Raw genomic sequence first — 13,499 nt, 5'->3', positions numbered from 1 at the left:
GAGTTTACTTATAAAAGTAATAATATTCGTATTAGCTTTTATAATTTTATTATACGAGGAAAGTATAAAAAGTTATGCCTTATTATTAACTATTTATACTTTCCTTCCTTTAGTTTGGAAGTGTTAAAGTATCATAGCAAGGTGACTTGGAGCTTGTGACGGAACCTGGATATGATACTTTAACACTTTTTTAATATTTTTTATAAGAAAATAAAAATTGTCTAAATACTTTTTAAATTGGGTAAAATATAATATTATTAGAAGTAGAAAGATATAGGAAAGGTGAGAAATATTTTATGGCTAAGAAAAACAATAGTAAAGTAAATCCTTTGTTAGTAGTTGGAGCTATAGCAGGTGCAGCGGCTGTAGCAGCAGCTGCAAAGAAAATAAAAGACAATAAAGATAAAAAAGAGTCATTTATAAGCTTTAGTGAAAATTTTTCTGAGAATGGAGAAAGACAAGCGTATTTCATTGGAGGAGGCTTAGCTTCATTAGCAGGAGCTGCATATTTAATAAGAGATTGTAATTTTAAGGGTGAAAATATTCATATTATAGAGGGCCTTCATATCTTAGGTGGAAGCAATGATGGAGCTGGAAATGCAGAAAGTGGTTTCATATGTAGAGGCGGAAGAATGCTTAATGAGGAAACATATGAAAACTTTTGGGAACTATTTAACACAATACCATCAATTGATATGCCAGGAATGAGTGTAACTGAAGAAATATTAAATTTTGATAAGTTACATCCAACTCATGCTCAAGCACGTTTAATAGATAAAAATGGTAATAAAATCAATGTAAAGAGTATGGGATTTAACAATTCAGATCGTTTAGCATTAGGTAAATTAATGATGATGCCAGAAGAAAAGTTAGATGATTTAACTATAGAAGATTGGTTTAGACATACTCCTCATTTCTTTACAACTAATTTTTGGTATATGTGGCAAACAACCTTTGCTTTCCAAAAATGGTCAAGTTTATTTGAATTTAAGCGTTATATGGAACGTATGATATTTGAATTTTCTCGTATAGAAACATTAGAGGGAGTTACACGTACTCCATATAATCAATATGAATCAGTTATTTTGCCTATTAAAGAATATTTAAGTAAGCATAATGTAGATTTTAGTATAAATGCAACTGTTACAGATATAGACTTTAAACCAGGTGAAGGAATAACTGCTACTGCAATTCATATTACTAATGAAGATGGAGAAAAAATAATAGAGCTAAAAGAAGATGACTTATGTATTATGACTAATGGATGTATGACAGATAATGCTACATTAGGTGATTTTAATACAGCACCAGAGTACAAGACTGAAAGACCAATGTCAGGAGAACTTTGGGAAAGAGTAGCAAAGAAAAAAATGGGTTTAGGAAATCCAATACCTTTCTTTAGTAATCCAGACAAGACTAATTGGGAAAGTTTTACTGTTACTTGCAAGGGAAACAAATTATTAAAGCTTATAGAACAATTTTCAGGGAATATACCAGGAAGTGGAGCTTTAATGACATTTAGAGATTCAAGCTGGTTAATGAGCATAGTTGTAGCAGCACAGCCACACTTTAAAAATCAACCAATGGACACAACTATTTTCTGGGGATATGGTCTTTACACAGATAGAGTTGGAGATTATGTAAAGAAACCTATGAAAGATTGTACTGGAGAAGAAATATTAATAGAACTTTTACATCATCTTCATTTTGAAGATAAAATTGATGAGATTATGGAAACTGTAGTGAATGTAATACCATGTATGATGCCATACATAGATTCACAATTCCAACCTAGAAAAATGACAGATAGACCTAAGGTTGTTCCAGAAGGGTCAACAAATTTTGCTATGATAAGCCAATTTGTTGAAATACCAGAGGATATGGTATTTACAGAAGAATACTCAGTTCGTGCAGCAAGAATCGCTGTATATACATTATTAAATATAAAACATAAAGAAATAGCACCAGTAACACCTTATAAAAAAGATCCTAAAGTTATGATGAAAGCATTAAAAAAATCATATAGCTAAAAAAAGCTGCCCAAAAGGCAGCTTTTTTTAATTAAAAACTAATTTATTAAGAATATCTTTTACTGATACAATTTCATTTATTTTGTAGGCATTAGCACCACAGAAGACAAGTCCATTTTCTATGTCTCCTTTTACAGCTTTTATTAAAGCAGAGCTTATACAATAAGGAGTATCAGCAGGGTTGCAAGGAATTAAACAGTTGTAACATTTAGTAACTTTAATTTTTCCGTTTTTTAATTGTTCGGTTAGTTTATTTTTAATAGCTCTGCCAGGCATTCCTACAGGGCTTATTGTAAGTTCTATATCTTCTTTTTTACAATTTACATATGCTTTTTTAAAATTTATATGAGCATCACATTCATGTGTAGCCACAAATTGAGTAGCTACTTGTACACCGCTTGCACCAAGATTTAAACATTTTACAAAATCATCATGTGAAAATACACCTCCAGCAACAATTACTGGTATTGATTTATTAAACTCTTTTTCAAAATTCTTAACTTCATTAATAACATTTAAAATATTAGTATCAAAATTACTTATTTCTTCTTCTAAATTATTTTTCTTAAAACCAAGGTGACCACCAGCTAATGGACCTTCAACAACAATAGCATCAGCAGTTCTGTTAAAATGCTTTTTCCAATAATTTAGTATAACTCTAACAGCTTTTGAAGATGAAACAATAGGAGCTATCTTAATGGAACTATTTTCGGTTATTTCAGGTAAACTTAAAGGTAAACCAGCACCAGATATTATTAAATCTGCACCAGCTTCAATAGCTGTTTTAACATGTTCTACATAATTATTCATAGCAACCATTACGTTAACACCTATTATTCCGTTACAGCTTATTTCTTTTGCTTTTTTTATATGTTTAGCTAGCCCTCTTAAATTAGCTTTTAATGTATTAGTTTCAAAATCTTCTTCTAAATATCCAGAATGAGCAGCGGAAATAATACCTATAGCACCTTCTTTTGCAACTGCTCCAGCAAGATTAGATAATGATACACCAACTCCCATTCCCCCTTGAATTACAGGGATTTTGGCAATTAAATTTCCTATAGTTAATGGCTTAATATTCATAAATATACTCCTTTTAATAAAAAAATAATACTTTGACAATCAAAATATTATTAATAGTATAATCTAGTAAATTAAAAAAAACAATATTATTAAAAAAATATTATGAATATTGACAAAAGAAAAAAATGGTATTATTATGATGATATTACTTTGATAATCAAAATATTTAAGGAGGTGGTAAGATTAAGCTCTTGATAATATGAAGTATTGAATAATATTTCTATCCATTTGACTATACTATGTATTAAATTTTATTTTATTGGAATCATTATTTATTATATTTATAAAAAATAATTTTCTAATACAAATAGTTAAATTTTTAGGATATTAAATACAAATAAAATAGCTTAACATATGCAAATAGTTTGATAATAAAAATATTTGATTAAAAATAAAAGTGGAAACTTTATATTTTAGAAAGAGGCGAATAATGAAGGGAGTAAAAATACTAGGATTTGGTCATTATTGTCCTGAAAATATAGTTTCAAATGTTGATTTAGAAGAGATAGTTGAGACTACTGATGAATGGATTATAAAGAGAACCGGTATAAAAGAAAGAAGGATATCAACTGGGGAAGGAACTGTTGATTTGGCATATAAAGCAGCTTTAAATGCCTTAGAAAATAGTAAGTGTAGTAAAGATGATATAGATTTAATTATCGTAGCAACTACTTCACCAGATAAATTGATGCCATCTACAGCATGTAGCATTCAAGGTCTTTTAGATTGTAAAAATGCAGCAGCCTTTGATATTTCTGCAGCTTGTTCTGGGTTTGTATATTCATTGATAGTTGCATCTAGTTTAATAAAAACTACAGGCAAAAAGAAAGCTTTAGTAATAGGCTCAGAAGTGCTTTCCAAAATAGTAGACTGGTCTGATAGAAGTACTTGTGTACTTTTTGGAGATGGAGCTGGGGCTGCTATATTAGAGATTTCTGAAAATGATGATTGTATTATTAGCACTTGTTTTGCAGCTGATGGAAACTTAGGTGAAAAATCATTAGTTGCAGCAGAACTTAAAATAAATACACCATTTATTTCTGATAACTTAGAGGAAAAAAGATATATAGAAATGAAAGGTGGAGAAGTATTTAAATTTGCTGTTTCTGTATTACCTGAAATAGTTAGAGAGCTATTAGAAAAAAGTAATGAAGATATAAATGATATTAAATTTATAGTTCCTCATCAAGCTAATTTAAGGATAATAGATGAAGCAGCAAGAAGGCTAAAGATTAATAAAGAAAAGTTTTATGTTAATGTTGATAGATATGGAAATACATCAGCAGCAAGTATTCCAATAGCTTTAAGTGAACTTTTTGAAAAAGGTCTTATTAATAAAGGTGATAAAATAATTTTAGCAGCTTTTGGTGGAGGATTAACCTGGGCTGGAGCATTAATTAAATTTTAGGAGGAAAAGAAAATGGTATTTGAAAAAATTAAGGAAATAGTTGTAGATCAATTAGGAGTTAATGAAGAAGATGTAAAGTTAGAAACTAGCTTTATTGAAGATTTAGGAGCAGATTCGTTAGATTTATTCCAAGTAGTTATGGATTTAGAAGATGCTTTTAATGTAAAAGTTGAAAATGTTGAAAATATTAAAACTGTAGGAGATGCTGTAAAGTATATAGAAAGCGTTATATAAAAAAGAAATTTGGAGGAAGGCTCATGAATAATAATATTTGCAATTTGTTAAATATTAAATACCCTATTTTTCAAGGGGGAATGGCATGGGTTTCAGATAGTTCTTTAGCAGCTGCAGTTTCAGATGCAGGTGGTCTTGGAATAATTGCAGGAGCAAATGCTCCTGCAAGCTTTGTGAGAGAAGAAATAAGAAAAGCTAAAGAGTTAACTGATAAACCATTTGGTGTAAATATAATGCTACTTTCTGAAAATGCGGATGAATTATCGGAAATAGTAATAGAAGAAGGAGTTAAAGTAGTTACAACTGGGGCAGGAAATCCAGGTAAGTATATGGAAAAGTGGAAGAAGGCTGGAATAAAAGTTGTTCCTGTAGTAGCATCAGTTGCTTTAGCAAAAAGGATGGAAAGAGCTGGAGCAGATGCAATTATTGCTGAAGGTTGCGAAGCTGGAGGACATATAGGAAAATTAACAACTATGGTCTTATTACCACAAGTTGTTGATGCAGTAAATATTCCAGTTATAGCAGCAGGCGGAATTGGAGATGGAAGGGGAATTGCTGCAGTATTTATGTTAGGTGCTGAGGGTGTTCAAGTAGGAACAAGATTTTTAGTTGCAGATGAGTGCACTATACATGATAACTATAAAGAAGCTGTTTTAAAAGCAAAAGATATAGATACTGTTGTAACAGGAAGACCAACAGGACACCCTGTTCAAGTTATAAAAAATAAACTAGCAAGAGAATATATGAATCTTGAAAAGGAAAATGCTCCAATTGAAAAAATAGAGGAGCTTGGAAGAGGCGCTTTAAGAAAAGCTGTAAAGGATGGAGATATTGAAAATGGATCACTTATGGCTGGACAAATTTCAGGTCTTATAAATAAAAGACAAAGTGCTAAAGAAATAATTGAAGAAATGTTTAATGAATTTGAAAGTATAAAAAATAGCCTTTAAAGGAGAGTAAATATGAAGATAGCATTTATTTTTGCAGGGCAAGGATCTCAATATATAGGAATGGGTAAGGAATTATATGATAATATTTTAATTTGTAGAGAAGCCTTTGATAAAGCAAGAAGTTTATTAGATTTTGATATAAAAGAGTTAATGTTTAACGGAGAAAAAGAAGAGTTAGATATTACAGAAAACACTCAACCTGCAATATTAGCTACTTCTATTATGGCAATGAAGGCATTAGAAGAAAAGAAAATTACACCAAGTGTAGTTGCAGGATTAAGTCTTGGAGAATATTCAGCATTAGTTTCTGCAAATGCATTGAGCTTTGAGGAAGCTATTAAATTGGTAAGAAAAAGAGGAAGGTTTATGCAAGAAGCTGTTCCTATAGGAGTAGGTTCTATGATTGCTATTATAGGTTTAAGCTTAGAAAAAATAAAAATAGCAATAGAAGAAGCAAGTTCAATTGGAATAGTAGAAATTGCTAATTATAATACTAATAATCAAATTGTTATTGGTGGAGAAAAAGATGCTGTAGAAAAGGTAAAGGAGCTATGTTTTGAGTTTGGTGCTAGGAGAGTAATTGAACTTAAAGTTTCTGGACCATTTCATACATCTTTATTGGAAAAAGCTTCAGTTAAATTAAAAGAAGAATTAGAAAAAATAGATTTTAATAATCCAAAAGTAAAAATAATATCTAATGTTACAGCTGATTTTATTGAAAATAAAGAAGACATAAAAGAAATACTTTGTAAACAAGTTAAATCTTCAGTTAGGTGGAGTGAGAGTATAAATAAAATGCTAGATATGGGAGTAGATACTTTCATTGAACTTGGACCTGGAAGAGTATTAAGTGGATTTGTAAAAGAAATTAGCAGAGAAAAAGGTTTAAAGGTTAATATTTTTAATGTTGAAGATTTAAAATCTTTAAGTAAAACATTAGAAGGAATTGGAGGTTTAAATGATTAAAAATAAAAATGCAATAATTACAGGTGGTGCAAGAGGTATTGGAAAAGAAATAGCAAGAACTCTAGCAGAAAATGGAGCTAATATTGCAATTAATTATAGAAATTTTAATGATGAAATTAAAGCTTTCGTGGAAGAGTTAAATTCTATGGGAGCAAAAGTCCTAACTTTTAAGTGTGATGTTAGTAATGAAGAGGAAGTAGAAGCCTTTGTAAATGAAGTTAAAAATGTTTTTGGAAGTATAGATATATTAGTAAATAATGCAGGAATAACTAAAGATGGATTACTTATAAGAATGAGTGAAAAAGATTTTAGTGATGTTATTGATGTTAATTTAAAGGGTACATTTAATATGACTAAAGCTGTATCATCAATAATGGTTAGACAAAGATTTGGAAAAATAATTAATATTTCATCAGTAGTAGGGGTAGCTGGTAATGCAGGACAATGTAATTATGCAGCCTCTAAAGCTGGTGTTATAGGTTTTTCAAAATCAATAGCAAGGGAGCTTGCATCAAGAAATATAAATGTTAATGTAATAGCTCCAGGTTATATTAATACAGATATGACTAAGGTACTTCCAGATAGAGTAAAGGAAGAGGTTTTAAAAACTATTCCTATGAAAAAGATTGGAGAGCCTAGAGAAATCGCTAATTTAGCTTTATTCCTATCATCTGATTTATCAAACTATATTACAGGGCAAGTAATAAATGTAGATGGTGGAATGGTTATGCATTAAAAGGAGAAAGTTAATATGAAGAGAAGAGTAGTAGTTACAGGCTTAGGAGCTATAACACCTATTGGTAATTCTATAGAAAGTTTTTGGAGCTCTATAAAGATTGGAAAAAATGGAATAGACAAAATTACGTATTTTGATACAACTGATTTTAAAGTGAAAGTAGCAGCAGAAGTCAAGGATTTTAAAGCAGAAGATTATATAGGGAAAAAAGAGGCTAAAAGATTAGATAAATTTACACAATTTGCCTTAGTTGCAGCAAAAGAGTGTATGAAAGATAGTAATATAGATTTAGAAACTATTGATAGAGAAAGATTTGGTGTAATATTTGGATCAGGAATTGGTGGACTTATTACTATAGAAAATCAAATAAGAACTTTAGTGGCTAAGGGCCCTAATAGAGTTTCTCCGTTAACTATTCCAACAGCAATATCTAACATTGCAGCTGGAAGTATAGCAATTGAATTTGGACTTTTAGGTTCTTGCTTAAGTGTTACTACAGCATGTGCAACATCAACTCATTGTATTGGTGAAGCTTATAGAAGTATAAAAGATGGATATTTGGATAGAGCTATAGTTGGTGGAGCAGAAGCATCAATTAACGAGTTTGGTGTTGCAGGTTTTCAAGCTTTAACTGCACTTAGCAAAAGTGATGATCCAAATAGAGCTTCTATACCTTTTGATAAAGATAGAAATGGTTTTGTAATGGGAGAAGGAGCTGGAGCATTAATTTTAGAAGAATTAGAAAGTGCTATAAAAAGAGGCGCTAAAATATATGGAGAAGTTGTAGGATATGGAACAACATGTGATGCTTATCACATAACTTCACCAAGTCTTGATGGAGATGGTGCTTATAGAGCTATGAGAGATGCAATGAATGATGCAAATATAAATAATAATGAAATAGGATATATAAATGCTCATGGAACATCAACAGAAATTAATGATAAGGTGGAAACTTTAGCAATAAAAAATGCCTTTGGAAAATCTGCAAAGGATGTATATGTAAGTTCTACAAAGTCGATGACAGGGCATTTACTTGGAGCAGCAGGAGCTGTAGAGGCTATAATATCAATTAAAGCTTTAGAAGATGGGTTTATTCCAGCTAATATCAACTATGTAAATCCAGATGAAGAATGTGATTTGAATTTAGTGAAAAATCAAGGAATAAATAAAGAAATTGAGTATGCTATGTCTAATTCTCTAGGATTTGGAGGACATAATGGAACTGTAATATTTAAAAAATGGAGAGGAAAGTAATATGTTAAACTACGAACAAATTATGGAATTAATAAAGTCAATAGATTCATCTTCTCTTAGAGTTTTTGAATTAGAGGACCAAGGCTTCAAATTAAAATTAAGTAAAAATGAAGAAACTTCAAAAGAAATTATAAATAAAGATAATGATTCTAATAAAATATCAAATTCTTCAGCAGAAAATAATACTACAATAATAAATAATAATGAAATAATTAAAGTTGATAATGAAGAGGAAGATTTTAATGTAGTTAAATCTCCTTTAGTTGGAACTTATTATTCATCAGGAACTCCAGGAGGAAAGCCTTATGTTCAAAAGGGCGATAAGGTGAAAAAAGGGGATGTTCTTTGTATAGTAGAAGCTATGAAGATAATGAATGAAATAACAGCTGAATATGATGGGGAAATTATTGAAGTATTAAGAAGTGATGAAGATATAGTTGAATATGGAATGGAATTATTTAAAATAAAGTAGGTGAATATTTTGGATATAAAAGAAATTATGGAATTAATACCACATAGGTATCCATTTTTATTAATAGATAGAGTTGAATCTTTAGAAGGAAATAAGATAGTAGCTATAAAAAATGTAACTATGAACGAATATTTCTTTCAAGGGCATTTTCCAGTAGAGCCAGTAATGCCAGGAGTTTTAATTATTGAAGCTTTAGCTCAAACTGGTGCAGTAGCATTATTAAAAAGAGAAGAGTTTAAGGGCAAAATTGCTTATTTTGGAGGAATAAATAATGCGAAATTTAGAAAGAAAGTAGTACCAGGAGATACCTTAAGGTTAGAAGTAGAGCTAACTAAGATTAGAGGATCAGCAGGAATAGGTAAGGGAATTGCTTATGTTGATTGGAAGAAGGTTTGTGAAGCAGAATTAACCTTTATGGTTGGATAGTGAAGAGGTGTTTTTATGATTAGAAAGGTTTTGATAGCTAATAGAGGGGAAATAGCAGTTAGAATAATAAGGGCTTGCAAAGAACTTGGAATAAAAACAGTAGCTATTTACTCAGAAGCTGATAAAGATGCTATGCATACTCAGCTTGCAGATGAAGCTATTTGTGTTGGTAAGCCTAAATCAAAGGACTCTTATTTAAATGAAAGTAATATAATAAGTGCTGCAGTAATTACTAAGTGTAACGCAATTCATCCAGGCTTTGGATTCTTATCAGAAAATGCTGAGTTTGCAGCAATTTGTGAAGAATGTAACATAAAGTTTATTGGTCCTAGTAGTAAGACAATAAGTATAATGGGAGATAAATCTAGAGCAAGAGAGATTATGAAAAATGCAGATGTACCTATAATACCAGGAAGTGATGGCATTATAGAAAATGTTGAAGATGCATTTTTAGAAGCTGAAAGGATAGTATATCCAGTAATGATAAAAGCAGCTCTAGGTGGAGGTGGTAAAGGAATAAGAATAGTTCAAAATAAAAATGAACTAGAAAATGCTTACTTTACAGCAAAAACTGAAGCAAAGGTTAATTTTGGTGATGATACTATCTATATGGAAAAGTTTATTGAAAATCCAAGACATATAGAGTTTCAAATTTTAGGAGATGAATACGGTAATATAGTACATTTAGGAGAAAGAGATTGTACTGTACAAAGAAGAAATCAAAAAGTATTAGAAGAAGCGCCATCTACTATTTTAAGTGATGAGCTTAGACATGAAATGGGTAAGGCTGCTATAAGTGCTGCTAAAGCAGTAAATTATGTGAATGCAGGAACTATAGAGTTTTTAGTAGATAAATATGGACATTTTTATTTTATGGAAATGAACACAAGAATACAGGTTGAACATCCAATAACAGAGATGATTACATCGATAGATATAGTAAAAGAACAATTAAAGATTGCTAATGGAGAAAGATTAGAATTTTCTCAAGATAATATTGAAATAAAGGGTCATGCTATTGAGTGTAGGATAAATGCAGAAAATCCAAGTAAAGGCTTTATTCCGTCACCAGGTAAAATAGAATTTCTAAACTTACCAGGAGGAAATGGAATAAGAGTTGATACTGCTGTATTTACAGGATATACAATACCACCTACCTATGATTCGATGATAGCAAAGCTAATAGCTTATGGTAGAAATAGAGATGAAGCTATTAATAAGATGTTAAGGGCTCTAGAAGAGTTTGTAATTGAAGGAATTGAAAATAATATTGAATTTCAAATAGATATTTTAAATAATGAAAAATTTCGCTTAGGAGACTATGATACTAGTTTTATAAGCAAAGAATATAATTTATAGTTGGTGAAAAAGTATGGGGATTTTTAAGAAAAGACAGTATGGTGTTATAAGCATAAATCAAATAGAAGAAAAAGATATACCAGTAGTTCCAGATGGAACTTGGATAAAATGCAGTAATTGTGGTAAGATTTTATACAAAAAATCTTTAGAAGAAAATTATAATATATGTACTAATTGTAATTATCATTTTAGACTTGGTAGTTATGAAAGAATAAATCAAATTTGTGATAAAGGTTCTTTTAAAGAATTTAATAAACATATGAGATCAAAAAATCCAATGGATTTTCCAAACTATGAAGAAAAACTAAAAATTAATGAAGAAAAAAGTGGAGCAAATGAGGCTGTAGTTACAGGAGAATGTGAAATTGGTGGTAACAAAGCTATTATTGCAGTAATGGATTCTAAGTTTTTAATGGGAAGCATGGGAACTGTAGTAGGAGAAAAGCTTACTTTAGCAATAGAAGCGGCTACTAAAAGAAAATTACCTATAGTTATATTTACAGCATCAGGCGGTGCTAGAATGCAAGAAGGAATATTATCTCTTATGCAAATGGCTAAAATAAGTAGTGCTTTAGCAAGGCATAGTGAAGCAGGACTACTTTATATAACAGTATTAACAGATCCAACTACTGGTGGAGTAACTGCAAGTTTTGCAAGCCTTGGAGATATAATACTAGCAGAACCAAATGCTTTAGTAGGTTTTGCGGGAAGAAGAGTAATTGAAGGAACTATAAAAGAAAAATTGCCTGAAGATTTTCAAAGTGCAGAATTTTTATTAGAACACGGATTTATAGATAATATTATAAAAAGACAAAATTTAAAGAAAGCTCTTTCAACTCTTTTAAGTTTTCATAAAAGTAAGGAGGTGTAGTTGTGAAGAATATTAAGGCTTATGACAGATTACAAATTGCTAGAATGATAGAAAGACCAACTACACTAGATTATATAGATAAAATATTTACAAGTTTTTTTGAATTGCATGGAGATAGATTATTTAAAGATGATAAATCAATTGTAGGGGGAATAGGCTTATTAAACAATATGCCAATCACTATAATAGGAATTCAAAAAGGAAAAGATTTAAAGGAAAATATGGAAAGAAACTTTGGATCTCCACATCCTGAAGGGTATAGAAAAGCATTAAGATTAATGAAGCAAGCAGAAAAGTTTAATAGACCAATAGTTTGTTTTATAAATACATCAGGAGCATATTGTGGTATTAGTGCAGAAGAAAGAGGGCAAGGTGAAGCTATTGCTAGAAATTTAATTGAAATAGCACAAATTAGTGTACCTATAATATCAATAATAATTGGTGAAGGTGGAAGTGGTGGTGCTATTGCATTAGCTTGTGGAGATAGAGTATGGATGCTTGAAAACTCAGTTTATTCAATTTTATCACCAGAAGGCTTTGCATCAATATTACTAAAGGATCCATCTAAGTCTAAGGATGTAGCAGAAATTATGGGAATAACCTCCTATGACCTTTTAGAAAGAGGAGTAATTGAAAAAATTATAAAAGAACCTAAAGGTGGAGCACACAAAAATTTAGACTTAGTTGCAAACTCTATAAAAGAAGAGTTAATTAATGAATTTAAAATTTTATTAAAAAAACCAAAGAATATACTTTTAGAAGAAAGATATCAAAGGTTTAGAAAATTTAAGTAAAATAGAAGATAGTATCTCGTTTATTAAGACACATTAATTTGGTAAACGTTAGGTACTATCTTTATTTTTTTCTAATTTCATTACTTAAGTTTGAAAAGATATAAAGATTATTAATATAGAATATTTTGAATTTAATGCTATAATAAAGATATATAAACCAATTAACATTGAACTAACCAACGATAAATAAATGACAGAATGAAAAAATCCGTAAAGGATTTTTGGATATAAAATTAAGTTTTGTGTAGTAAAACAACCTTAATTTTACATTCTTCATTCTTAATTTTTAATTTAAATAGGGGGGATTTATTTGAAAAGAAGTGATTATATATCTTGGGATGAGTACTTTATGGGAGTTGCTATTTTAGCAGGGATGAGAAGTAAGGATCCAAGTACTCAAGTTGGAGCATGTATAGTTGATAATGATAATAAAATTTTAAGTCAAGGGTATAATGGATTACCAAGAGGATGCTCTGATGATGAATTTCCTTGGGATAGAGAAGGAGATATGCTTGAGACAAAATATCCATATGTAGTGCATGCAGAGTTAAATGCAATATTAAATAGTAGAGGAACAAGTTTAGTTGGTTCAAAAATATATGTTGCCTTATTCCCATGTAATGAATGTGCTAAAGCAATAATACAGTCAGGTATTAAAGAAGTTGTATATTTATCTGATAAATATGCAGATACAGATATAGTGAAAGCATCAAAAAGAATGTTTAGTGCGTCAGGAGTTAAGATGACTAAACTAGAACCTAAAAATAAGAATATAGGAATATCATTTGATGTAAATGATATTTAATTTAATTATGGAAGCAATAGCTTCCTTTTTCATTCTTTAGGAGCGTGCCCAGCAAAGCTGTAATTTGCTAACTGATGAAAGTTCAGTAAAAGTAATTACCAAGAAGCT

General features: G+C 30.1%; 14 protein-coding genes. 13 read left to right on the top strand and 1 reads right to left on the bottom strand.

What is annotated here, in order from left to right; genetic code table 11:
* The first annotated feature begins 296 nt into the window (after positions 1 to 296).
* On the top strand, positions 297 to 2,030 hold the full coding sequence (locus tag H9660_RS14605) for an oleate hydratase (RefSeq protein WP_191751117.1): 1,734 nt from the start codon (positions 297 to 299) through the stop codon (positions 2,028 to 2,030).
* 27 nt (positions 2,031 to 2,057) lie between these two features.
* Here the strand turns inward: H9660_RS14605 and H9660_RS14600 are convergent, their stop codons facing one another.
* Positions 2,058 to 3,113 (bottom strand): NAD(P)H-dependent flavin oxidoreductase, encoded by a 1,056-nt coding sequence (locus H9660_RS14600; protein WP_191751116.1) that lies wholly within the window; start codon positions 3,111 to 3,113, stop codon positions 2,058 to 2,060.
* A 430-nt stretch (positions 3,114 to 3,543) separates the two neighbouring features.
* Here H9660_RS14600 and H9660_RS14595 point away from each other — a divergent pair, with 430 nt between their 5' ends.
* The 12 genes from H9660_RS14595 (at position 3,544) to H9660_RS14540 (ending at position 13,391) form a co-directional block, all read left to right on the top strand.
* Positions 3,544 to 4,521 carry a beta-ketoacyl-ACP synthase III gene (locus H9660_RS14595; protein WP_191751115.1) on the top strand — a complete coding sequence of 326 codons (978 nt, stop codon included), beginning with the start codon at positions 3,544 to 3,546 and terminating at the stop codon, positions 4,519 to 4,521.
* Positions 4,522 to 4,533: 12 nt separating this feature from the next.
* A complete protein-coding gene (gene acpP / locus H9660_RS14590) occupies positions 4,534 to 4,755 on the top strand; it encodes an acyl carrier protein (protein ID WP_191751114.1) in 222 nt (73 codons plus the stop codon).
* 23 nt (positions 4,756 to 4,778) lie between these two features.
* Positions 4,779 to 5,705 (top strand): enoyl-[acyl-carrier-protein] reductase FabK, encoded by a 927-nt coding sequence (fabK, locus tag H9660_RS14585; protein WP_191751113.1) that lies wholly within the window; start codon positions 4,779 to 4,781, stop codon positions 5,703 to 5,705.
* Between the two features lie 12 nt (positions 5,706 to 5,717).
* Complete coding sequence (gene fabD, locus H9660_RS14580) at positions 5,718 to 6,671, top strand: ACP S-malonyltransferase (protein ID WP_191751112.1); 954 nt, start codon at positions 5,718 to 5,720, stop codon at positions 6,669 to 6,671.
* Positions 6,664 to 7,407 carry a 3-oxoacyl-[acyl-carrier-protein] reductase gene (fabG, locus tag H9660_RS14575; RefSeq protein ID WP_191751111.1) on the top strand — a complete coding sequence of 248 codons (744 nt, stop codon included), beginning with the start codon at positions 6,664 to 6,666 and terminating at the stop codon, positions 7,405 to 7,407. Before fabD ends, fabG begins: the two co-directional genes overlap by 8 nt.
* A gap of 15 nt (positions 7,408 to 7,422) precedes the next feature.
* Positions 7,423 to 8,664, top strand: coding sequence for a beta-ketoacyl-ACP synthase II (fabF, locus tag H9660_RS14570; RefSeq protein WP_191751110.1), 1,242 nt, complete (start codon positions 7,423 to 7,425; stop codon positions 8,662 to 8,664).
* Between the two features lies 1 nt (position 8,665).
* Positions 8,666 to 9,136: an acetyl-CoA carboxylase biotin carboxyl carrier protein gene (accB, locus tag H9660_RS14565; protein ID WP_191751109.1), complete on the top strand. Its 471-nt coding sequence runs from the start codon at positions 8,666 to 8,668 to the stop codon at positions 9,134 to 9,136.
* A gap of 9 nt (positions 9,137 to 9,145) precedes the next feature.
* On the top strand, positions 9,146 to 9,562 hold the full coding sequence (gene fabZ, locus H9660_RS14560; RefSeq protein ID WP_191751108.1) for a 3-hydroxyacyl-ACP dehydratase FabZ: 417 nt from the start codon (positions 9,146 to 9,148) through the stop codon (positions 9,560 to 9,562).
* A gap of 15 nt (positions 9,563 to 9,577) precedes the next feature.
* A complete protein-coding gene (locus H9660_RS14555; protein ID WP_191751107.1) occupies positions 9,578 to 10,921 on the top strand; it encodes an acetyl-CoA carboxylase biotin carboxylase subunit in 1,344 nt (447 codons plus the stop codon).
* A gap of 13 nt (positions 10,922 to 10,934) precedes the next feature.
* Entirely contained in the window at positions 10,935 to 11,792 is an 858-nt protein-coding gene (gene accD / locus H9660_RS14550) for an acetyl-CoA carboxylase, carboxyltransferase subunit beta (protein WP_191751106.1), read from the top strand.
* Positions 11,793 to 11,794: 2 nt separating this feature from the next.
* A complete protein-coding gene (locus H9660_RS14545; protein ID WP_191751105.1) occupies positions 11,795 to 12,586 on the top strand; it encodes an acetyl-CoA carboxylase carboxyltransferase subunit alpha in 792 nt (263 codons plus the stop codon).
* A gap of 310 nt (positions 12,587 to 12,896) precedes the next feature.
* The gene (locus H9660_RS14540) at positions 12,897 to 13,391 is read left to right on the top strand and encodes a deoxycytidylate deaminase (protein ID WP_191751104.1); all 495 of its coding nucleotides are present in this window, start codon (positions 12,897 to 12,899) and stop codon (positions 13,389 to 13,391) included.
* The last annotated feature ends 108 nt before the right edge of the window (positions 13,392 to 13,499 follow it).

It is taken from the genome of Clostridium gallinarum (genome assembly GCF_014836325.1).
Lineage (GTDB): Bacteria > Bacillota > Clostridia > Clostridiales > Clostridiaceae > Clostridium > Clostridium gallinarum.
This window is presented reverse-complemented; position numbering and strand designations above follow the sequence as displayed.

Coding starts and splice junctions, on each gene's coding strand:
- H9660_RS14555 (WP_191751107.1), top strand. CDS start 9,578: ATGATTAGAAAGGTTTTGATAGCTAATAGAGGGGAAATAGCAGTTAGA.
- acpP (WP_191751114.1), top strand. CDS start 4,534: ATGGTATTTGAAAAAATTAAGGAAATAGTTGTAGATCAATTAGGAGTT.
- fabF (WP_191751110.1), top strand. CDS start 7,423: ATGAAGAGAAGAGTAGTAGTTACAGGCTTAGGAGCTATAACACCTATT.
- fabG (WP_191751111.1), top strand. CDS start 6,664: ATGATTAAAAATAAAAATGCAATAATTACAGGTGGTGCAAGAGGTATT.
- H9660_RS14595 (WP_191751115.1), top strand. CDS start 3,544: ATGAAGGGAGTAAAAATACTAGGATTTGGTCATTATTGTCCTGAAAAT.
- H9660_RS14605 (WP_191751117.1), top strand. CDS start 297: ATGGCTAAGAAAAACAATAGTAAAGTAAATCCTTTGTTAGTAGTTGGA.
- fabD (WP_191751112.1), top strand. CDS start 5,718: ATGAAGATAGCATTTATTTTTGCAGGGCAAGGATCTCAATATATAGGA.
- H9660_RS14600 (WP_191751116.1), bottom strand. CDS start 3,113: ATGAATATTAAGCCATTAACTATAGGAAATTTAATTGCCAAAATCCCT.
- fabK (WP_191751113.1), top strand. CDS start 4,779: ATGAATAATAATATTTGCAATTTGTTAAATATTAAATACCCTATTTTT.
- accB (WP_191751109.1), top strand. CDS start 8,666: ATGTTAAACTACGAACAAATTATGGAATTAATAAAGTCAATAGATTCA.
- accD (WP_191751106.1), top strand. CDS start 10,935: ATGGGGATTTTTAAGAAAAGACAGTATGGTGTTATAAGCATAAATCAA.